Here is a 20,692-nt window from a genome sequence, read left to right on the forward strand (position 1 = left end):
AGTGCCAGTTCATGACACGCGAATCATGGATTCCAGTCCGGCCCCACGGACACCGCCGATCAGATCGGAGAAGGTGCTGGGAAAGGGCTCAAAGGCGTGGATTTTTCCCTTGAAGCCTGGACGGCTGGCGACAAGCAGGGAATACCATCCCCAATTGGCGCCGATATCTACGAAACAATCGTCGTCGCCGACCAATAAATCCAGCAAGGCCGACGTCTCTGCCTCATACAGTGGCTGACTTTGCGGCTGGTAGAGCGCCCCAAACTGGGTGTTCCGAGCGTTGAACCCGATCCGGCGCGGACCATCGGGCAGAGCCAGACTGAAATGTCCGGTTGCCGTCGCGCCCAACCCCATCAGCAGCCGAAACAATCGCTTGGCGGGCTTGCCGATGAAGCGCTTGGACAGGCGACGACGCGGCCGGAATGCGGCGCTGTGAAGGCGAGACAGCCAAGGAAGCATTTCAATCCGGAAGGGATTGCGCAGCGACACTTCACGGCGAAGAACTTCGGATGAGGCCAATTTGAAAGATCCTGCCATGTCAGGTTCCCGGCCCGATGCATGGGGCACACCTCTATCAGGCTATGTTGCCTGTGCCAATCTCTCTATTTCTTCGTTGACGGTTGGTGACCCGAAGGGATGGCTTTCAGATTGGTCGGCCTTCATGCCGCCGACCACATCGTCCTCTCGCAGCGAAGCGGAAGGTCAAGCCCATGAGTTACGATCGGTTGCCGATTGGAGATGCGGCGCGTATCTTGACCCGATGAGGGGGCGACCCTTCACCGCGACGACCGGTGCTGCGGGGGCCATGAGGCAAGGACACGCGACCGACGGGACATTTTTATTCGGCGGCACCCTTTGGCGCCGTCGGTGGGTTCTTGCGCTTATTCTGGCGGTTGCGACGGTTGTCGCCTTGCCCGCCTGGGCACGGCAGCGCACATCGATCACGGTGGTCCTGGACGACAACTACCCCCCCTATATCTTCCGCGGCAGCGATGGCGCGGTACAAGGAATCCTGAAGGATAGATGGGAGGCATGGGGTAGAAAGACCGGTATTCGGGTCCAGCTTCTCGCCATGGATTGGGCCCGCGCCCAGGCGGTCATGAACGCGGGCGAGGCCGATGTCATCGACACCTTGTTCGAGACGCCGGAACGCCTGAAGCTCTACGACTATTCCAAGCCCTATGCCACCATCGACGTTCCCATCTTTTTCCACTCCAGCATTTCGGGCATCACCGGCGCCGAGACCCTGCGCGGCTTCACCGTCGGCGTGAAGGACGGCGACGCCTGCATCGACTGGCTGGACAGCCGAGGCATCAAGAGCCTTCGCCGCTATCCAAGCTACGAGTCCATGATTGACGCCGCAGGCAAGCATGAACTGCGAATCTTGTGCATCGATCAGCCGCCAGCCAGCTATTTTCTCTATAAGATGGGGTTGGAGTCGCAGTTTCGCAGCAGCGCCCCGCTTTATTCGGGTCAGTTTCACTGGGCGGTTCGCAAGGGCGATGCCGAACTGTATCGGCTGATCGCCAAGGGTTTCGCGGCAATTCCGGAGGAAGACGTCGAGGCCATCCAGACCAAGTGGATGGGCTCGGCCCTGACCCGGCCAGATTCTCGCTACGTGGAGGCCATCACCCTGGCGCTTGAGGTGGCCGCTTTGGGGGCGCTGGTGTTGGCGGCCTGGGCTTGGCTGCTGCGCCGTCAGGTGGCATCGCGCACCCGTCAGCTGGAAATGGCGGTCGATGCCCTGAAGAGCAGCGAGCGGCATTATCGCGAACTGGTCAGCCTGACGCCGGTGGGCGTGTTCGAGACCGATGCCGCCGGGCATTGCATCTTCGTCAATGACCGATGGAGCAAGATCTCGGGGATCTCCGCCGAGCGCGCCCTAGGCGATGGCTGGGCCGACGGGCTGCATCCCGATGATCGCGCCAGGATCTTCGCCGAATGGGCCACCGCCGCTCGCGACAGGGTGATGTTCCAGTCCGAATACCGCTTCGTGGCCGCTGGCAGGCGCGAGACCTGGGTGCTTGGGCAGGCCCGCGCCAAGCAAGACCCCACCGGACTGATCGTCGGCTATATCGGCACCATCACCGATATCTCGGCGGCCAAGGCGGCCGAAGCCGCCCTTGCCGCCAGCGAAGCCCGCTTCCGGACCATTTTCGACAATATCAATGACGCCATCTTCATCCATGATCTCGACAGCGGCGCCATTCTGGCGGTGAACCAGCGCATGCTGGAAATGTACGGTTACCGCGATGAAGCCGTGGTGATTCACCTCAATGTCGGCGAACTCAGCGACGGCGCGCCTCCCTATGACGATGCCGCCGCCCGCTATTGGATCGGCAAGGCCGCCGCGGGCGAGCCGCAGATGTTCGAATGGCGGGCCAAGACCAGCGACGGACGTCTGTTCTGGGTCGAGGTGAATATGCGCCGTTCGCGCATCGGCGGCGACAACGACCGGCTGCTGGTGGTGGTGCGCGATATCTCCGAACGCAAGCAGGTCGAACAGGCGCTCACCGAGCGGACCGAGGCGTTGGAGCGTTCCAATGCCGATCTGGAACAGTTCGCCTATGTGGCAAGCCACGACCTGCGCGAGCCCTTGCGCATGGTCAGCAGTTACATGGCCCTGGTGGAGCGCCGCTATGGCGACCGTCTGGACAAGGACGGCCACGAATTCATTTCCTTCGCCAAGGAAGGCGCGGTCCGCATGGACCGGCTGGTGCAGGACTTGCTGGAATTCTCCCGCGTCGGGCGGATCAAAGACCCTCCGGTCGAGACCTCCCTTGATCTGGTGTTGGCCAATGTGCTGCGCGTGCTGCGGGCCGTGATCGCGGACGCGGACGCCGAAGTCAGATGTCCCATGCCCCTGCCCAAGGTGGTCTGCTGCGCCAACGAGATTTTCCTGCTGTTCCAGAATATGATCAGCAATGCGGTGAAATTCCGGGCCCATGGCAGGCCATCGGTGGTGACCATTTCCGCCGAGCAAGACGGTGGTCTGTGGCGTTTCGCCATCAGCGATAACGGCATCGGTATCGAGCAGATTTATTTCGACCGGATCTTCAAGATATTCCATCGACTGCATACCCGAGAGCATTACGACGGCACCGGCATCGGACTGTCCATCTGCAAGAAAATCGTCGAACGCCATGGCGGTCGAATTTGGGTGGACTCGGTTCACGGCGAGGGAACCACATTCTTCTTCACTTTGGGGGCCACGACCGAATCATGAGCAATGGGGATATCCAGGCCGAGGCGGAGCGCTGCTTCAAGGTGGGCGCCCAAGCATGGCAGGCGGGGCGGATGGATCTGGCCGAACAAGCCTTCGCCCGCGCCGTGCAATTGGTTCCCGGCTGGGCCGCGGCCCACGCCAATCTGGGCGCCATCTTGCGCAGGCAGGGCAAATCGGAGGCGGCGGTGACCTGCTATCGGCGCGCCTTGACGCTTGACGCCGATCATGCCGCGACCTTGTCCAATCTCGGCAATGCGCTGCGCGACCTGGGCCGGTTCGCCGAGGCGGAGACCGCCTTGATCCGCGCGGTGAAGCTGGACCCTAAATCCATCGGCTATCAATACAACCTCGCGCTGGTGCTGCGCGATCTGCGCCGCCATGACGAGGCCGAGGCCTTGCTGGAAAAGATCGCCGCCTCGGACCCCGACAACGCCGAATTCCAATGGGATCTGGCGTTGTCGCGGCTATACCGTGGCGACTATGCCAAGGGATTTGCAGGCTATGAGGCAAGGTTGCGCCTTGCTCGGAATCCGCCCCGCCATATTGCCGGGCCGCGCTGGGACGGCGGCGAGGTGGCGGGCAAGACGGTGCTGTTGACCAGCGAACAGGGATTCGGCGACGCCCTGCAGTTCGCCCGCTATGTTCCCTTGCTGGCGGAGCGCGGTGCGTCCATCGTACTGGAATGCATGCCAGAACTGGCGGAACTGTTCGCCGGTCTGGCCGGGGTCAAGGCGCTGATCGCCAAGGGGGCGCCGCCGCCTGCCTATGATCTGTGGGCCCCCATGACCAGCCTGCCCCATCTGATGGGCACCACCTTCAAGACCATTCCCGCCCGGATGCCGTATCTGAAGGCGCCGCCCAGGCCCAATTTGATGATTCCCCGCCCGGAAAGCTCACGCCTGATGGTGGGGTTGGTCTGGGCCGGCAAGACGACGCCGCGTGACCGGTCGTGGCCACTGGAAGAACTGCTGCCGTTGTTGGAAAACCCCTTGGTAACATTTTGCAGTCTCCAGATGGGGCCGAGGACCGCCGATCTCACCCGTCTGGGCGTGGACCGATTGGTGGTGGACGGCGCCCCCGCCCTGACCAGTTTCGCCGATACCGCCGCGGTGATGGAACGCCTGGACCTGATCATCACCATCGACACCTCCACCGGTCACCTCGCCGGGGCTTTGGGGCGGCCGGTCTGGGTGCTGCTGCGCCATGTCTCGGACTGGCGCTGGCAGGACGAGCCGCTGACCTCGCCGTGGTATCCCACCATGCGTCTGTTCCGCCAGCCCACTCCCGACGATTTCAAGACACCAGTGGCGGCCATGGCGAAGGCTCTTGCCGATCTGTTGGGCCACACCTGACATTCGGATGGCTTCTGCCCGGCACGCGATGCGGTTATGGTTTCGCGTCCGGACAAGGGAGGGTGGACTTTGGCGCGTCGATTGGGTCTGTGGTGGCGGTTTGTGGCCGTGGTGCTGGTCGGCTTGGCGCCTGGCCTGGCTTCAGGGCGTGAACTCAGCGTCGCCGACACCCATGTGGAAGACTATCCCACCGTTCAAGCCCTCAAGCTCATGGGCAAACTGCTGGCCGATCGTTCGCAGGGGCGATTGACCCTGAAGGTCTATCACTCCCGCCAGTTGGGCGAGGAAAAGGAAACCATCCGCCAAGCCCAGATGGGGGCGGTGGATCTGGTCCGGGTCAATCTGGCGCCGTTCAACGAACTGGTCCCGGAAACGGTGGTCCCGTCCTTGCCCTTCTTGTTCCGCTCGGTCCAGCACATGCACAAGGTGATGGACGGTCCGCTGGGCGCCGAAATCCTGAAGGCCTTTGAAAGGCATGGTCTGGTGGGATTGGCCTATTACGATTCCGGGGCGCGGTCGTTCTACACCGCCAAGAAGATGATACAGCAGCCGGCCGACTTGGCGGGCTTGCGCATTCGAGTACAGCAATCACCGCTGTTCATGGCCATGGTGGAGGCGCTGGGCGCCATCCCGGTGCCGCTGGCTTACGGACAGGTGCAGGTGGGCCTGAGCACCGGCGTGGTGGACGGGGCCGAGAACAACATTCCTTCCTATCAGGAAGCCGGTCATTTCCGGACGGCCGGGTATTACGGCCTGACCGAGCACACCATGGCGCCCGAGGTGCTGGCCATGTCCAAGAAGGTGTGGGACGGCCTGTCGCCCGAGGATCAGATCATGATCCGCAAGGCGGCGCAGGATTCGGTGCCCATGATGCGGCGCTGGTGGCAAGAGCGGGAGGAAAGCAGCCGGACCATGGTCGTTCGTGGCGGCGCCATGGTGGAAGAGGTGGACAAGAAGCCGTTCGCGCTGCTGATGCGGCCCCTCTACGACCGCTTCGCCGCCGACCCGGACCTGAAGGATCTTGTCCGCCGCGTGCAGGCGGTCGAGTAGTCGCCCAGTTGACTCCCCCGCCGCCGGGAGTATGTTCATCTCCCCCGTTTTCGACCGCATGAGCAGGATTCCCACATGAGCTTCGCCGCCCTTGAAAAGACCATCGACGCCGCCTGGGAGGCCCGCGACGGCGTCAATCTCCAGACCAAGGGCGAAATCCGCGACGCGGTGGAAGCCGCCCTGGAGGCGCTGGACGGTGGACGCTTGCGCGTCGCCCAGAAGACCGACGGCAAATGGGTGGTCAATCAGTGGCTGAAGAAGGCGGTGCTTTTGTCCTTCCGCCTCAACGACATGGCGGTGATGACCGGCGGCGCCAACGGCTCGGCCTGGTTCGACAAGGTGCCCATGAAGTTCGAGGGCTGGGACGACGCCCGCTTCCGCGCCGCCGGCTTCCGGGCGCTGCCCGGCTGCGTGGTGCGCCGCTCGGCCTATATCGCGCCGGGCGCGGTGCTGCTGCCCAGCTTCGTCAATCTGGGCGCCTATGTGGATTCCGGCACCATGGTCGATACCTGGGCCACCGTGGGCTCCTGCGCCCAGATCGGCAAGAACGTGCATATTTCCGGCGGCGCCGGGATCGGCGGCGTGCTGGAGCCCTTGCAGGCCGGTCCAGTGATCATCGAGGACAATTGCTTCATCGGTGCCCGGGCCGAGGTGGCCGAAGGCGTGCTGGTGGAAACCGGCGCCGTGCTCTCCATGGGCGTCTATATCGGGGCCTCCACCAAGATCGTCGACCGCGAGACCGGCGAGATCTTCATGGGCCGGGTTCCCGCCTATTCGGTGGTGGTGTCGGGCACCATGCCGGGCAAGCCTTTCCCCGATGGAACCCCCGGACCGGGCCTGTATTGCGCCGTCATCGTCAAGAAGGTGGACGAGCGTACCCGCTCCAAGGTCTCCATCAACGAGCTGCTGCGCGACTAGTCTTTGATGTCGTCATTCCCGCGAAAGCGGGAATCCATGCGCCCACCCCACCATGGACCCCCGCCTTCGCGGGAATGACGATAAGAAATAGAGGACCAATGAACCTTACGACCCCTTTAGACTTGGCCCAATCCCTGATCCGCTGTGCCAGCGTCACCCCCGAGGATGCCGGGGCGCTGGATGTGCTGGCCGAGGCCTTGGGGCGGCTGGGGTTCGTCTGCCATGATATCCGCTTCGATACGGGCGGGCCGGAAATCCGCAATCTCTATGCTCGCCTGGGCGATCGGGGGCCGAATTTCTGCTTCGCCGGTCACACCGACGTGGTGCCGCCCGGCAAGGGCTGGACCGTCGAACCATTCGGCGGCGCGGTGATCGGCGACAAGCTGTTCGGACGCGGCGCCGCCGACATGAAGGGCGCTATCGCCTGCTTCGTCGCCGCCGTGGCCCGCCGTCTGGACGAGGGCAAGCCGCAAGGCTCCATCTCGCTGCTGATCACCGGCGACGAGGAAGGCCCGGCGGTGGACGGAACCGTGAAGGTTCTGGAATGGCTGAAGGCCAGGGGCGAGACCATCGATTCCTGCGTGGTCGGCGAGCCCACCAATCCCCGCCGCCTGGGCGAGATGATGAAGATCGGACGGCGCGGCAGCCTCAACTGCCGCCTGACCGTATTCGGAACCCAGGGCCATTCCGCCTATCCCCATCTGGCCGACAATCCCATTCCGCGCCTGCTCGACATCCTGTCACGGCTGACCGCTTCGCCGCTGGACGAGGGCAACGATCACTTCCAGGCCACCACCCTGGCCCTGACCACGGTGGATGTGGGCAATCCGGCCACCAATGTGATTCCGGCCGAGGCCCGTGCCGGGTTCAACATCCGCTTCAACGACATGCATTCCGGGGCAGCCCTGGAAGGCTGGATCAGGCAGGTGGTTGCCGATGCGGGCGGCGAGGTGGAGATAAAGGTCGAGGTGTCGGGCGAGTCGTTCCTGACCCCGCCGGGGGCGTTGTCGCAGCGGTTGGCCGACGCCATCACGGCGGTAACCGGCCTTACTCCCGAACTGTCCACCACCGGCGGCACCTCCGATGCCCGCTTCATCAAGAACCACTGCCCGGTGGTGGAATTCGGGCTGGTCGGGCAAAGCATGCACAAATCCGACGAGCACGTGGCCGTCGCCGATCTCGAAGCCCTGACCCAAATCTATCATCGCCTGCTGGCGTCGGCATGATCAGCACGGGCGAGATCGTCGGCGGCGTCTATGGGGCGTGGAAGCTGGCCAAGCGTGATCCCGGCGCCCTGATCTGGTTCGACGATTCGACGGAAGGGTTCTGGCATTCGTTCTGGGGCCCGGCGCTGGTGCTGCCGGGCTTCCTGGTGCTGCGCACCATCGACGGCAGCTTTTCCGACGAATTGGCGCGGCCGCTGCTGGTGGAACTGATCGCCTATGTCATGGGCTGCGTCGCCTTCCCGCTGGCGGTCTCCCATATTTCGGAAGGCCTGGGACGGTCGCACACCTATATGCGCTACATCGTCGCCTATAACTGGTCGGCGGTGATCCAGATGGCGGTGCTGCTGCCGGTGGCGCTGGTGGTTTACCTGTTTCCCAATGCCGGGCTGGTTCCACTCAACGCCATGGCGGCGATCCTGCTGCTGGTCTATCAGGCCTATATCGCCCATGTGGCCCTGGCGGTGAAGCCGGGAACCGCCGGTCTGCTGGTCCTGCTGGACATGCTGATCGGCGCGTTGATCCAGATGTCGGCCGATCAGATCCTGGGGTGATGTTGCGGGCGTCCCGCCCGCAACCTCTCTATCGGAACTGGCCCTTGAGATCTGCGCCGGGGTCGGGGATCAGGGCGGCGGATTTGGGCGCGGCGCGTTGCCTCAGCCAATCGGCCATGCGCTTGGGCTGATCCACCAATTCACGCACCGCCGCCGTCAGCTCCAGTCCGTAATCGGCGATCTTGGCGAAGTGCAGGGCCTTCAACACCCCGTTCAGCGCCTGGTCATAGACATGTTGAGGGGCGCCGAGGAAGGCGGGACGGAGTTCCCCCTTTTCCAGTCTGGCCCTGGCGGCGGCTTCGTCCTCGAAGCTGGCGACGCAAAATCCCACATCCACCGAGATCAGACCCCGGCAGCGAAACGGCCTGACCGTATAGATGGAGCAGGAACCGTCTTGCAGGAAGGCACAGGGAAGCTTGGCCTTGGCCCGCTTGGAGGTGGTCAGGCGGTTGGTCTTGGCGTCCAGTTCCCGCAGCCTGGTCGTGATGGTGGCGGCGTCATCGGCGGGCAGGGCGGCGATGTGGACGGCGATGCGGACGGCCTCCACCACGGAAATCCCCACCTGCTGATGGCAGCACCAGCCGCAGCCGGATTTGCAGGCCATGGGCGGCGTGTTGAGGCGGAAGGACACGGAGGATCGGGTGGCGTCCCAGGACTGGTCGGCCATGGCGAAGACCCGGTCAAGCGCCGCCGTCACACCGGCGACGGTGGGCTTGGGGAAGGCTTCGGACATGGTCTGGGCGGCGCTGTCGAGCAGGAAGCCGGCGGTTGGTGCGAACATGGCGGCAGGGTATGGCCTAAGTGATCTGCTTGTCCAGCAGGGCGGCGAAGGCGTCGGGTGAAATGGGGCGGCTGACCAGGAAGCCCTGCATCTCCTGACAGCCTTCCTCGTGGAGGAATCGGCGCTGGGCGTCGGTCTCGACTCCTTCGGCGATGACGCCAAGGTCCAACGAGCGGGCCAGGGCGACCACGGCGCGCACGATGGCCTCGCTGCCGCGCCCGCTGTGCAGCGAGTCCACGAAGGAGCGGTCGATCTTGATCATGTCGAAGGGGAAATCGCGCAAATAGGCGAGGCTGGAATAGCCGGTGCCGAAATCGTCCATGGACAGGCGAACACCCATGTCCTTCAGCCGGTTCAGGATCGTGGCCGCCGCGTCGGGGTCGTGCATGACGGTGCCCTCGGTCAATTCCAATTCCAGGCTCAGCTTGCCACCGCCATGCTGGTCGAGGATGGTGGCGACTTCTTGGACCAGAGCCTTGGCGCGGAATTGTCGGGGCGACAGATTGACGCCGATCCTGAGCTTGCGCTCGGTCTTCGCCACCCATTCCTGGCCCAGGCGGCAGGCTTGTTCGATGACCCAACGGCCAATGGGAACGATCAGGCCGGATTCCTCGGCGACGGGAATGAAGCGCGACGGCATGATCAGGCCTTCGCGGGGGTGTTCCCATCGCAGCAACGCCTCGGCGCCCACCACCATGCCGGATGCCAGATCGATCTGCGGCTGGAACAGCAGCCGCAATTCATCGCGCTCCAGGGCATAGCGCAGGTCACGCTCCAGCGACAGCCGTTCATTGGCGCGGCGGTTCATTTCTGGGGTGAAGAAATGGAAGGTATTGCGGCCGCTGTCCTTGGCCCGGTACATGGCGGCGTCGGCATTCATCAGCAGGGTCGAACTGTCGGCGCCGTCGCGGGGATACAGGGCGATGCCGACGCTGCATCCCACCACCAGTTCATGGCCGTCGACCGTGGTCGGTCGCGAGACCTCCTCGATCAGACGGCTGACGATCTCGACGACCACATCCTCGGTTTCCGGGGCGAACAGCATGACGACGAACTCGTCGCCGCCGACCCGGGCGACGGTGTCGCCCTCGCGCACCGAGGACGAAATGCGGTGCGCCACCTGTTGCACCAGCGCGTCGCCGACCTGATGGCCGAGCGTGTCGTTGATCACCTTGAAGTGATCCAGGTCGATGAAGACCACCCCCATCAATCGGCTGTCACGCCGCGCATGGGTCAGCGCATGGTTGAGGCGGTCGGTCAGCAGCGACCGGTTGGCCAGGCCGGTCAAGTCGTCGTGGCTGGCCTGGTGGGTCAGCTTGGCTTCGAACTGCTTTTCGCGGGTGACGTCGCGCAGGGTCTCGATGGCGCCGACCAGACGGCCCTGATGGTCGTAGAGGGCGGCGGCGGTGAAGGCCAGCCACTTGCCGCCGCCGGGGAAGTGGGGGAAAAAGTCCTCGGCCTCCCAGGCGCCGTCGACCACCGCCGAGCGGCGATACTTGCCGGCGTAATAGCGATCCCCCTCGGCCTCGAAGCTGCCGTCCAGGATCAGGTCCGCCATCACCGGGCGCGGTTCACCGTAGAACGGCGCCCATGACTTGGTGGTGCCGACCACATCGGCGGCCTTGACGCCGGTGATCAGCTCGCAGGCGAAGTTCCAGTGGGTGACTCGGTGCTGGGCATCGATCACGAAGGTCGGCACCGGCGTGCCGGAGACCACTTGCAGCAGCCATGACTCGTGCTCGGAAATGGACGGAACCTGGGCCAGCCGGGTGCTCACGCCGCCACCCTCGTAATTCGCGACGAAGGCAAGGTCCAAAGATAAAGGGGAGCCATATCCAAAATTACCAATTTCCCCAAGGACATCACCGTCGGGTGCCCGGAAACTCCCCGCCCAACACAGGCCGCGCACTGTGGCAAAGTGTGTCGCTCTGTGTCGATATCGCACTGGTATTATATTGGAATAATGGGCGGAGGCAATTACTAAGCCTGCTACCATGAGTGCGTGGCGGAACTTGCCTGTTCAATCCATGCCCTTGGTTAATGGGCCGGAGGTGCCGCTCGCTTGAAGTTGTGGCTGAGTACTCAGCGCGCCGAAGGCAAGGGAGCGCCGTCGCGTGGGCGCTGAATGATGACGCCGTACCAGCCGAGTCCTTCATAGGTTTCGTAGCCCGGCGTTTCGGAATATCCGATCACGCTGCCGCGATCATCCAAATAGGACGCGGCGATACCGTGGCGGGTATCCAGCGGCACGGTTTCGGTCAGGATTCCGGTGCCGTCGGAGGATGCGATGACCCGGTAATTACCGTCCAGCAGCAGGCATCGGGTGGACGCCTTTTCGTCGGGACGAAGGCGCACTCCCTTGACGACGCTGTCGGCTTGGGGCTGCCAATCGAAGAAGATTCCCAAGGCCCCCAAAGTCTCGCCATGGAGCTCGCCGCCCTTGCGGATGGCGGCGGCGTAGGTCGCGACCAGGGAATTGTTCAAGGCGGCATTGACCGAAATGTCGGCCACGGAATATTCGCTGCCGTCGCGGCTGGCCATGGCATCCTTGAACCACTGTTCGCCCGCCACATTGGTGCCGATGGCGCGGGGGTAGCGGTCGGGGCGACCATTGGCAATCACACGGCCCGAGGCGTCGGCGATCCACAGATCCAGATAAACGGTATAGGAATCCAGGATGACGCCCAGCCGCTTGCAGGCAAAGGCGGCCGATTCGTGGCCGTCATTGGCGAGGCAGTCCACCACCGCCGAATCCGTCGCCCACCAGCGAACATCGCAGGAGCGCTCATAGAGATTGCGGTCGATGATTTCGATCATGTTCAAAGCCAGATCGGTCAGGCGCGAACCGCGCAACTGCTGAACCATGGTCTGGCCGACACTCATCAGGTCGTCGATGGAGCTCGAAAGCTCGCCCTCCATGGCCTGGGTGATGGTGTTGATGCTGTCGGAGACGTTCTTGACCTCGTTGGCCACCACGGCGAAGCCGCGACCCACTTCGCCGGCTCGGGTGGCTTCGATCAAGGCGTTGAGCGACAGAATGCGGGTGGTGCCGGTGACCTGCTTGATCAGCCGGATCTTGTCGGTGGCCACGTCGTGCACGGCCTTGGTCAGTTCAAGAATGCGTTCCGGTTCCGACATGTCCAACACCCAATCGCACAAAAAGTGATCACGCCAGCAAAAGTGACCATAAAATGTGCAGGAAGTATGCACGGCTGTCGCGAAAGTGCAATAGATCTAATTCAAGCATCTCATATATGGGTAACAACCGAGAGATCGCCCGCTCGATCACCAGAGAAAGGGAGCCGACGGTTGTTGCCGTTCCGGCCATACAGGAGAGCAGGCAGAGACCGTCCAACAGGCTGAAGGCCTCGCCGGTTTCCTCGGAATTGGTCAGCAACCACCAGGGAAGAGTGGTCTCCTGCGGTATTCAACGGCCTGGGCCATGGGAGCGGCGGCAAGCAGGCCGACGGCGAGCCCAAGGCCGAGTAAGTGGCCTTTCCCGTGGTCATGAGCAGATTCTCGAGACGGGAATGCGAATGCGAGGGAATGGCGAAATGGTGTTGGATAGTGTCCTTATCGCCGCCTCTGGCATCGCCCCGGGGCAAATCGACCCATTTACACCTTGTGAGAAAGGCGCTAAGACTGGCTAGTGCAATTAAGACCTATTCGCAGTTCAGGAGACTTCTTGATGCTTAAACGTAGCGCCGCAGCCTTCCTCGCCCTGGGCTTGCTCGTGGCTTCCGGCTCCGCCAACGCGGCGGACGAGACGGTGGTTCGGTTGACCATCAAGGACCACAAGTTCATTCCCGACCGCCTGGAGGTTCCCGCCAAGACCAAGATCGTCCTGGTCATCAAGAACGAGGATGCCGAGCCCGAGGAATTCGAAAGCCCCAAGCTGAAGCGTGAAAAGATCGTCCATCCCGGCGCCGAGATTCGCGTCATTCTCGGCCGAATCGATCCCGGCGAATATCCGTTCTTCGGCGAATATCACGAAGCGACCGCCAAGGGCGTCCTTATCGCAAAGTAGTAGGGGCGACTAACCGTTTGCCCAGTGGTAGGACCGCTCCGCTCGGGGCATGATTCCCTCATATCGTATGTGGGTATATGTGTCGCCCGAGTGGAGGGACCAACCATGGCCGATGTTTCCAAGAACCTGTTCCTCGCGGTGCTGCCCGGCGGCAGCTACTGGCTATTGGGACTACTGCTTCTGTAGCCGTAGCCAAGTCCGTTCGAGCGCGGCATGATTCGGGACGGCATACAGGCGTCTCGAAGGTGCGATGTGGCGGACGACATCATCATAGCGGCGGGGTGGCGCGCGGGCGCCATCGGCGATATCGTCGCGCTGCACGGGCGCTATTACGCGCAGCGCTGGGCCTTCGGCCCCTTTTTCGAGGCCAAGGTCGCCAGCGATCTGGCTGAGTTCATCAAGCAACTTCACCAGCATCCCAGCCAGTTATGGTGCGCCATGGATTCCATGGGCCGAGTGGTGGGGGCCATCGCCATCGACGGTCGCCATGGCCGCGACCAGGGGGCGCATTTGCGCTGGTTCATTCTCGATTCCTGCTGCAGGGGGCTTGGACTTGGCTCGCGGCTGCTGGACACGGCGTTGGCCTTCTGCCGGGACGCCGATTTCGCGCGGGTGTCGTTATGGACCTTCGAGGGATTGGTCGAGGCTCGTCGGCTTTACGAAAGCCGCGGCTTCGCCTTGGCCGAGGAACTGTCCGGTCAGACCTGGGGCAAGACGGTGACGGAGCAGCGATTCGAATTGATCGTCCAGGCGAAAAAATAGGGGAATGCGGAGGTAATTCTTCCGGACACGAAGGGGCTGGAAAATCTGGCGAACCAGACCGACAGGGCGACCAGGGGAATCGCGCAGCCGTTCAAAGCCGGGGCACTCAGTCTATGCGATTTCGGATAACACAAGGGATGCGTCGATCCCCGCCCGGCGCTTGAAGGCCTTGGTGTCAGTCGAACAAATCGGCAAAAGGGTCAATCTCCGTTTCGGGCCGTTTCTTCGGCGCTTTGGGGCGTAGGGGCGCCTTGGGCATCTGGAACGAGGAAAGGGCGTTCCAGACCTTGAGAAACAGGCTTTCGCGGCCATCCAGGATGCCTGCGTCCCGCTTTTGCCAATGAATCTCGCCCAGCCCGGTCTTGACGGACTGGGCCGTCGTGGCGGTCGGAGCGGTATCGACGACCGGTGCGGCCTCAATGGCCGGAACGGGCGCGGTAACCACCGGATCGGCGTCCTGAAGATGCGCGCGCCGAGGCCGAGGCGTCTTGGCCTTGGCGCGCTTGGCGGCGGAAGGGGAGGGCGTCCGCTCCGTGTCCGAAGCACAGGAGTTAGCATTGTCGCAAGCCGACGTTCCGCATTTCCTGGTCACTGCCGCGTCCATCCTGTCACATGGGGTCCGAGATTAGGTCTTATCAGATTCGCGGGGCGTTTTCGCCATGCCATGGTAGCCTGGGAGAAAGGGATCTCCAAGGGCGGTAACAGAAGGAGCGCCGCGCCGGTGCATATGGATGGTTCGGCCGCGTGCGTGCTTCGGAAGGGCTAGGCGTGAACAATGACCTCCACGGACCGCAATGCCGATTGGGTGGAATGGTGCCGCGCTCAGGCGGCGATGCTCCGGCGCCTGTCCGTCGCCGCCTGTCCGGCGGGGTTCGATCCCCAGGCGTTGGCGCAAGAGATCGAAGACGGGGCGACTGTGAAGGTCGATCAGGCGGCAGGATGGATGTTCCGCGCCTTGCTGGCCCTGGTGAAACTGGCGGCCTATGATGATCGCGGCCAATTGCAGCGCCTGGACTTCGCCCAGTCCCAACTGGCCCTCGTCTGGCGTTCGGGCTTTCGGCGTCATCTGAATCTGGACGATATCTGGCAGCAGGTCCGCGAGGCGGCTGGACAGCTTCGACCGACCGCCATCGAACTGCCCCGATCCTGCCCGGTTCTGATGGAGGACATGGCGCCAGGGGATGAAGTGGCCTTTGATGTCCGCACCATGGAGGCGAAGCTGCTGCGGGCGGGGCTGAACCGCCGAAGCGGCTGATGGTCGGATCTAGGATGCCGCCTGTCCCGGTCTCCCGCACCCCAATACGGAGAAAGGTGATGTAGTTCGGATACGTTCTCGATACACTCGGGGCGCGACGAGCCCTCTCAACCACCGTCTGGAGTCGGACCATGGATCACCGGTGCAAGCGAGCCGTTATCGTCGAGGATAACCCGCAGATGCGGACGCTGATCAAGGTCTTGCTGCATCAGTTCGGCGTGAAGGAGATCATCGAGGGGGAGGACGGGAACGAGGCCATGCGGGCCTTGCGGGACGGCGGGGCCGATGTAATCATCATGGATTGGATGATGCCGGGCATGGACGGCATTGAATGCACCCGGCGCATCCGGGCCGGGCAGGACGGGATCGACCCCGACATTCCCATCATCCTGGCCACCGGGGTCGAGGGGAGCAGTGCCGAGGCCATGGCTCTGGCGGCCGGGGCCAATTGCTTCATCAAGAAGCCCTTTTCCATCAAGGTGCTGCATGCGGCCTTCGTAAAGGTTCTGGGCGTGAGTCCTGCTCTGGCGAACTGACGGGACGGCGGTTCCCCACAGTGTCGGATGCAGGGCGTGCCGCAGCCGATTCACCACCAAGACACCAAGGACACCAAGAGGGCGACACGGTTTCTTGCCTTCCGTCATGCCCGTGCTTGTCACGGGCAACCACGCCCGTCCGTCTGGATTATCGGCTCATAAGGCTTTCAAGCGGAACCGCGCGGGTGGCCGGGACACGCCCGGCCATGACGAGAGAGTGAGGCTTGGCCGTTTGCGCCGCCCTCTTGGTGTCCTTGGCGTCTTGGTGGTGAATCGGCTTTCGAGTCCCATACCGAATGACGGCTTCACGTACAGGCAGACTCAGGCGCTCGATGAATCCACGCCGATGTAACAGGGGGCGGAAAAACTCCTTCCCGCCCCCTTTTTATCGTCACCCCCGTGCAGACGGGGGGGGCCATGCTGATGCAAGACTGGGCTTTAGCCACAAGATATTGAATGGTTGATGCATGGATTCCCGCTTTCGCGGCAACGACGGAGTTTTTCCGCACCCTGTTAAACCGGACCGCCGTGGGCTTGTCCCGGCCACCCACGCGGTTCCGCACGTCATCCACATGACGCAATAATCCGGACGGATGGCAGTCGTGCAATTCGACGATCCTTCAAGCTTATTTGATGCGAACATTGCGCAAATTGTACGTGCAGAATTTGATGTGACGACCGAGGGCGGAATTGTCCCGCATCACCCGTTCACAATGCGGACAGCACACAAGCTTCATTCGTTGTTTTTGCTCGGGCTTTTCCGCGAAGGCAGCATTTAGCTGATGGCCATGATCATGGATTTCGCGGAGCGTCATGAAAATCGACGCCACGGCCGTCTGTCTCTGAGTTTCAGATCGACCGCTACCGCGAGCCCATGCCTGGGCTATTTGCTCCGCGAGTTCGGCTAGATCATCGTCACGCATGGCGTGGACCAGCAAAAGGGCGACGGCCTAGGCCTCAAGATCGGTGACTGGCACATCAAGCGGACCTGCGTATTTCCGCGCGAAATAGACGCTGCCCACTGCAGCGACGGCCAAGATGGACAAAAGGCCCCATCCGACTGTCACGCCGATGCCAACGGAGATTGTCTTCGCAGCCATCGGCGCCATTGCCGCCGCCTTGGTCCCTGCAAGCATTCGCCCCCCCCCTATATCCATGAAATCCGTATGGTCTCGTCACAACTTCTTACACGAACGGGGGGGGGGAGAAAAGAACAATTGTTGCGAACAACTCGCATGATAATATTAATTTGCTTTAAATCGTGAGTTTGATTGTATGCATTTGCTTTTAGGTCAAGATGTGAATGCGTCGTGATAAATATAAACAGTCGGTAAATATACTATGATTCGTCATGGCGAACACTGAAGGCAAGGCCATGGCAACGGCGCGGTCGCTCGTTAAGACTGTTGCGATCGACGACAGTCCCGCGATTTGGTGGGGTGCTCTCCCCGCTTTCGCCTAGGTCCAATGGACATCCAAGCGGATGGAACGGAAATGGGACCGCGTGGGGGCGGTTTTGATGACGCTGCGTTAAATCCGCGACCACGGAGATCCGCGATCGGTAGGGCACGAACCGTCGACGTCCGCCGATCGGCGGACTGGACATGACCCATCGATCAAGCGATCAACTGCCCCAGATTGCGAGAGCATGATGTGAGATCTGGCCGCGCGGGCGCGGCATCGGCGGCTTTGCGTCATGGGATTGCGGAAAATCCAGCTTTCGGCAGATTGACCGCACTCGTCACGGGGGGGGAGCCGGTCCCCCCCGATGGTCCCGGCCGACGCCCGCCGAGGCGGCGTGGCCGGGAGGGGGCTCATCAGGCCAGTTCTTCCCGCAGGATGTCTTCGTCGGACGTGCCGTCGACGGCCTTGCCGCGGTTCAGTTCCTTCTCGACCAGGTCGACGCCGCGATCCCAGGCGTATTTAACGGCGACACCGGCCACCAGGGCGGTGCCCAGCGACACGACCAGACCGCCGCCGACGGCGGTCGCGGCCACCGCGGAAAACGCGGTGGCCAGCCCGGCACCGACGGTTTCCTTGCCGGTATCGATGGCTGCCTCGGTATTGGTGATGCGCTTTTCCTTCAGGAGGCGGACGTTCTTGGCCAGGGCGGCGGCGCCGCCGACCAGGGCGCCGAGAACGCCGACGCCGGGAACGGATTTCGCCAGATAGGGGGCTAGGTGAAAGGGCATTGCGATGGTCCTTGTGGTTTGGATGTCGGTCTTACTCTTCCCCGGCCGCGGCCAAAAGCGCATCGTCGGAAAGGTCGGGGGCGCCATGGCGGCGTCGCGCCCAGGCATAGAGCGCGGCCGCCCCGGCCAGTCCGGCGGCACCCAGAAGGAACGGCCCCCAGGCGCCGAATCCCAGGCCGAGTCCCAGGCCGAGTCCCTTGGCCGACAGCATGGCGCTGCCGGTTCCGGCGGCGGTGAGGGGGGTGACGGTATTGGCGCCAGCGGCCAACAGCGACGCGGTCGACCCGGCGCCCACGGCGGCGGCTCCGCCGGTACCGGTGACGGCGGCCGGAATGAATTTGGCGGCGATGGCGCCGCCGCCGACGGCCTTGCCCGCTCCGGCGGTCAGGGGCTTCAGAACCAGGAACTTGCCGGTGGTGCCGCCGATGACGGGGCTGGGGGCGACCATGAAGGTCTTGCCCACCAGGCCGCCGGTCTGCGTCGCGGCGTTCTGGACATTGATGGCGATCAGATCGCCGCCGCCGACCGGGTTCAGATACAGCATGCTGGCCGCCTTGGTTCCCGCGACGACGGGCGGCTGGGCGATGGTGAAGCTCTTGCCGGCCAGGGCGGGCAGGTTGACGGCGGCGGCGGTGCCTTCCACCTTCATCATCACCAATTGCCCCGCGCCAGCGCCGACTGCTGCGGCGGCCTTGGCGCCGGTGACCGGGGTCAGGGCGATCCAGTTGCCGATGCCGCCGATGGCGGTGGGAGTCTTGCCGACCATCACGGTCTTGCCGACCAGGGCCTGCAGTTCAGCCACCTGCCGGGTCGCGTCCAACTTGACGATGATCGGCGCCTGTCCGGCGGCGGTGGGGGTGATGGTGGCGAGATTGGTGGCCGCCGACACCTTGGTCACCGTCGCGGTCTGACCGGCGAGAGCGGAAACCTGGGACGCCTGCATGGCGCTTTCGACCTTGGCCAGGAGAAGGTCCTGCATCGTGTCTGCCTTTCTTTACGGCGGCGAGAACGCCGCTATGCGCCTGACGCCGATGGCGGCATCAAGGCGGACGGACCCGATCTGGCGCCGCGGCGCCGGTCGGACCCGTCCAACGGTTTGCGATCAGACCAGCGCGACGAAATAGCTGATCAGCGGTAGGCGCCAGGTGCGGCGAAGCGCCACCGAGGCCAGGCCGGCCACCGACAGAACCAGCACGCCCATGGACGAGAAGCCGAACAGCCACTTGCCGATCAGGGGAAGATGCAAGGCGAACATGGCCAGGACGCTCCACATCCACAGGACGAGGCCCTGCTTGGCGTGGAAATACACATATTCGTCGTCCCGGCTCATCAGCAGCGGGACGAAGCAGAGGATGCCCAGATAGCTCAGGCCCGCCATCAGATAGGAGCGGCAGCCACAGGGGGCGTTTTCGGTTTCGATCAAGATTGCCTCAGCCATTGTCGTGTCCTCTCTTAAGTCGCTTCCGCGGCGGCATTAACCTCCGCCTTGCAGTTCTTCAATCTGTCGACCAGATAGGCGGCACCCGCCAGCCCGGCGATGCCGACAAGCACAGGCCCCCAGGCGCCGAGCCCCAGGCCGAGTCCGAGGCAGACGCCCTTGCCGGTCAACATGGCGTTGCCGATGGCGGCGGTTCCGGCCGGAGAGCCGACGATGCCGCCCCCGACACCAAGGGCGGCGCCCCCGATTCCGACACCCGCGGCGGCCGAAGCCTTTGCCGGGACGGCGGAACTCGCCAAAATCTGCCCTCCAACCTGAGCGGCCATGACGCTAATCCTCAAATTCCTGTATGCAGCGCGGTCAGAATAATTGAAACAAGTGCCCAAGCAAACAGAAAATGCATTGATAGCTCTTCTCAACTTCTCTTGGGGGCTTGTGATCATAAGCCGGGGATCTCCATGCAATTCACCTTTGGTTACTGTGTGAGAATGATTTGCAGGTGCATTTGATGGGCGGAGTCTCGGCTTCGGTTTTGCTTGTCGTTGGGGTGTTCTACCAAGGCTCGATGAACAAGACTCATCGGGCCTTGGTCGGCCGCAAGGCGGCCGCGCCGCTCGTGCGGCGGAAGCCAAGGGTTCCGGAGGAACCCGCCCGGCGCCTGAGGGCCTCAGTGATCGGTTCCGATCACTGAGATTTGGTGTTCCTTATGGGTGTTGACGGTGGCTTGTCCGGTATGGCAGTCAGAAGTCCCCGGCAATGAGGTGCTTGCCATGCTTGATCTTTGGGATGCGACCGCCATGCTTGCCGTGGTCGTTTTGGTAGGGGCGTGGGCGGCGCGGCGATTCTACCGGGGCAAGGGCTGCGGGCTCGGCTGCGGCGGCTGCAAGACGACAAGAACGAGGAAGTGCGAATAATTCTCTTTTGCTGATGTCGAAAGAAAATGATAGTCGATTGCAACTTCTCGGCTGTCGTGACTTCGTTCTTATAACGTGTTGTCCTTTGCCCGGATCTCATGTTATTCACGTCACTTGTCGGACGGGGTCTGGCGTTTTCGGTCCCGCGCTACTTGATTGTGAGGAGAACAGAGGTGCCAGCTCAGATCGCCAACGGAGTTATTTGCCCCGCCGGAACCCCCGCCGGAGCCAAGGCCGCCGCCGCCATGGGCGAGATGGAGCGCGAAGGCGTTACCGCCAAGGCTGGTGCCGCCAAGGCTGGTGCCGCCAAGGGTGGGGCCGCCAAGGCCGCCGCCGCCGGTGAAATCGAGCGCGGCGCCGCCGCCAAGGCCGGTACCGTCGCCAAGACCGGAACCGCCGCGACCAAGGCTGGCGCGGGCAAGGCCGCCGCCGCCGTTGCCGCTCCGGCGGCCCCGGCCAATGTC

Annotated in this window: 22 protein-coding genes and 1 pseudogene; 12 read left to right on the forward strand and 11 right to left on the reverse strand. The window is 63.1% G+C overall.

Annotated features, from left to right (window positions below; genetic code table 11):
- Positions 1 to 9 precede the first annotated feature (9 nt).
- Entirely contained in the window at positions 10 to 567 is a 558-nt protein-coding gene (locus CU669_RS04820; protein ID WP_146747671.1) for a class I SAM-dependent methyltransferase, read from the reverse strand.
- A 343-nt stretch (positions 568 to 910) separates the two neighbouring features.
- Between CU669_RS04820 and CU669_RS04825 the strand changes: the two genes are divergently transcribed.
- The 6 genes from CU669_RS04825 (at position 911) to CU669_RS04850 (ending at position 8,323) form a co-directional block, all read left to right on the forward strand.
- Positions 911 to 3,226 carry a PAS domain S-box protein gene (locus CU669_RS04825; protein ID WP_161539584.1) on the forward strand — a complete coding sequence of 772 codons (2,316 nt, stop codon included), beginning with the start codon at positions 911 to 913 and terminating at the stop codon, positions 3,224 to 3,226.
- Positions 3,223 to 4,578, forward strand: coding sequence for a tetratricopeptide repeat protein (locus CU669_RS04830; protein WP_112142646.1), 1,356 nt, complete (start codon positions 3,223 to 3,225; stop codon positions 4,576 to 4,578). Before CU669_RS04825 ends, CU669_RS04830 begins: the two co-directional genes overlap by 4 nt.
- A gap of 69 nt (positions 4,579 to 4,647) precedes the next feature.
- Positions 4,648 to 5,628 (forward strand): TRAP transporter substrate-binding protein, encoded by a 981-nt coding sequence (locus CU669_RS04835; RefSeq protein WP_205119374.1) that lies wholly within the window; start codon positions 4,648 to 4,650, stop codon positions 5,626 to 5,628.
- Between the two features lie 75 nt (positions 5,629 to 5,703).
- A complete protein-coding gene (gene dapD / locus CU669_RS04840) occupies positions 5,704 to 6,546 on the forward strand; it encodes a 2,3,4,5-tetrahydropyridine-2,6-dicarboxylate N-succinyltransferase (RefSeq protein WP_112142648.1) in 843 nt (280 codons plus the stop codon).
- A 98-nt stretch (positions 6,547 to 6,644) separates the two neighbouring features.
- Positions 6,645 to 7,772, forward strand: coding sequence for a succinyl-diaminopimelate desuccinylase (dapE, locus tag CU669_RS04845; RefSeq protein ID WP_112142649.1), 1,128 nt, complete (start codon positions 6,645 to 6,647; stop codon positions 7,770 to 7,772).
- Positions 7,769 to 8,323, forward strand: a complete 555-nt coding sequence (locus CU669_RS04850) for a hypothetical protein (protein WP_112142650.1) — start codon at positions 7,769 to 7,771, stop codon at positions 8,321 to 8,323. The genes dapE and CU669_RS04850 overlap by 4 nt, the downstream gene beginning before the upstream one ends.
- A 28-nt stretch (positions 8,324 to 8,351) precedes the next feature.
- Here CU669_RS04850 and CU669_RS04855 read toward each other — a convergent pair whose 3' ends face one another.
- The 4 genes from CU669_RS04855 to CU669_RS21310 form a co-directional block, all read right to left on the reverse strand.
- Positions 8,352 to 9,104, reverse strand: coding sequence for a YkgJ family cysteine cluster protein (locus tag CU669_RS04855; RefSeq protein ID WP_112142651.1), 753 nt, complete (start codon positions 9,102 to 9,104; stop codon positions 8,352 to 8,354).
- Positions 9,105 to 9,120: 16 nt separating this feature from the next.
- Positions 9,121 to 10,881: a sensor domain-containing protein gene (locus tag CU669_RS04860; protein ID WP_161539585.1), complete on the reverse strand. Its 1,761-nt coding sequence runs from the start codon at positions 10,879 to 10,881 to the stop codon at positions 9,121 to 9,123.
- A gap of 305 nt (positions 10,882 to 11,186) precedes the next feature.
- A complete protein-coding gene (locus tag CU669_RS04865) occupies positions 11,187 to 12,242 on the reverse strand; it encodes a methyl-accepting chemotaxis protein (RefSeq protein ID WP_112142722.1) in 1,056 nt (351 codons plus the stop codon).
- A 28-nt stretch (positions 12,243 to 12,270) separates the two neighbouring features.
- On the reverse strand, positions 12,271 to 12,501 hold the full coding sequence (locus CU669_RS21310; RefSeq protein WP_112142653.1) for a hypothetical protein: 231 nt from the start codon (positions 12,499 to 12,501) through the stop codon (positions 12,271 to 12,273).
- 291 nt (positions 12,502 to 12,792) lie between these two features.
- Here CU669_RS21310 and CU669_RS04875 point away from each other — a divergent pair, with 291 nt between their 5' ends.
- Together CU669_RS04875 and CU669_RS04880 are read left to right on the forward strand one after the other, a co-directional pair.
- Positions 12,793 to 13,131 carry a cupredoxin domain-containing protein gene (locus CU669_RS04875; protein WP_112142654.1) on the forward strand — a complete coding sequence of 113 codons (339 nt, stop codon included), beginning with the start codon at positions 12,793 to 12,795 and terminating at the stop codon, positions 13,129 to 13,131.
- 252 nt (positions 13,132 to 13,383) lie between these two features.
- A complete protein-coding gene (locus CU669_RS04880; RefSeq protein ID WP_112142655.1) occupies positions 13,384 to 13,893 on the forward strand; it encodes a GNAT family N-acetyltransferase in 510 nt (169 codons plus the stop codon).
- Between the two features lie 175 nt (positions 13,894 to 14,068).
- Here the strand turns inward: CU669_RS04880 and CU669_RS04885 are convergent, their stop codons facing one another.
- The gene (locus CU669_RS04885; RefSeq protein WP_112142656.1) at positions 14,069 to 14,497 is read right to left on the reverse strand and encodes a hypothetical protein; all 429 of its coding nucleotides are present in this window, start codon (positions 14,495 to 14,497) and stop codon (positions 14,069 to 14,071) included.
- Between the two features lie 171 nt (positions 14,498 to 14,668).
- Between CU669_RS04885 and CU669_RS04890 the strand changes: the two genes are divergently transcribed.
- The 3 genes from CU669_RS04890 to CU669_RS21315 all read left to right on the forward strand — a co-directional run bounded on the left by CU669_RS04890 (position 14,669) and on the right by CU669_RS21315 (position 16,463).
- Complete coding sequence (locus CU669_RS04890) at positions 14,669 to 15,148, forward strand: hypothetical protein (RefSeq protein ID WP_112142657.1); 480 nt, start codon at positions 14,669 to 14,671, stop codon at positions 15,146 to 15,148.
- A gap of 131 nt (positions 15,149 to 15,279) precedes the next feature.
- The gene (locus CU669_RS04895) at positions 15,280 to 15,684 is read left to right on the forward strand and encodes a response regulator (protein ID WP_112142658.1); all 405 of its coding nucleotides are present in this window, start codon (positions 15,280 to 15,282) and stop codon (positions 15,682 to 15,684) included.
- A gap of 602 nt (positions 15,685 to 16,286) precedes the next feature.
- Complete coding sequence (locus CU669_RS21315; protein ID WP_161539586.1) at positions 16,287 to 16,463, forward strand: hypothetical protein; 177 nt, start codon at positions 16,287 to 16,289, stop codon at positions 16,461 to 16,463.
- A gap of 171 nt (positions 16,464 to 16,634) precedes the next feature.
- Here CU669_RS21315 and CU669_RS04905 read toward each other — a convergent pair whose 3' ends face one another.
- From CU669_RS04905 to mamG, 5 genes are all read right to left on the reverse strand, one after another.
- Positions 16,635 to 16,820 carry a hypothetical protein gene (locus CU669_RS04905; protein WP_112142660.1) on the reverse strand — a complete coding sequence of 62 codons (186 nt, stop codon included), beginning with the start codon at positions 16,818 to 16,820 and terminating at the stop codon, positions 16,635 to 16,637.
- A 681-nt stretch (positions 16,821 to 17,501) separates the two neighbouring features.
- On the reverse strand, positions 17,502 to 17,876 hold the full coding sequence (gene mamC, locus CU669_RS04910; protein ID WP_112142661.1) for a magnetosome protein MamC: 375 nt from the start codon (positions 17,874 to 17,876) through the stop codon (positions 17,502 to 17,504).
- 31 nt (positions 17,877 to 17,907) lie between these two features.
- Positions 17,908 to 18,855, reverse strand: coding sequence for a magnetosome protein MamD (gene mamD, locus CU669_RS04915; protein WP_112142662.1), 948 nt, complete (start codon positions 18,853 to 18,855; stop codon positions 17,908 to 17,910).
- Between the two features lie 123 nt (positions 18,856 to 18,978).
- Positions 18,979 to 19,314, reverse strand: a complete 336-nt coding sequence (gene mamF / locus CU669_RS04920) for a magnetosome protein MamF (protein WP_112142663.1) — start codon at positions 19,312 to 19,314, stop codon at positions 18,979 to 18,981.
- Between the two features lie 14 nt (positions 19,315 to 19,328).
- The gene (gene mamG / locus CU669_RS04925; RefSeq protein WP_112142664.1) at positions 19,329 to 19,640 is read right to left on the reverse strand and encodes a magnetosome protein MamG; all 312 of its coding nucleotides are present in this window, start codon (positions 19,638 to 19,640) and stop codon (positions 19,329 to 19,331) included.
- 761 nt (positions 19,641 to 20,401) lie between these two features.
- Here mamG and CU669_RS04940 point away from each other — a divergent pair.
- Positions 20,402 to 20,692, forward strand: a pseudogene (locus CU669_RS04940) (hypothetical protein); the annotation flags it as partial.

Source organism: Paramagnetospirillum kuznetsovii, from assembly GCF_003284725.1.
Taxonomy (GTDB): Bacteria; Pseudomonadota; Alphaproteobacteria; order Rhodospirillales; family Magnetospirillaceae; genus Phaeospirillum; species Phaeospirillum kuznetsovii.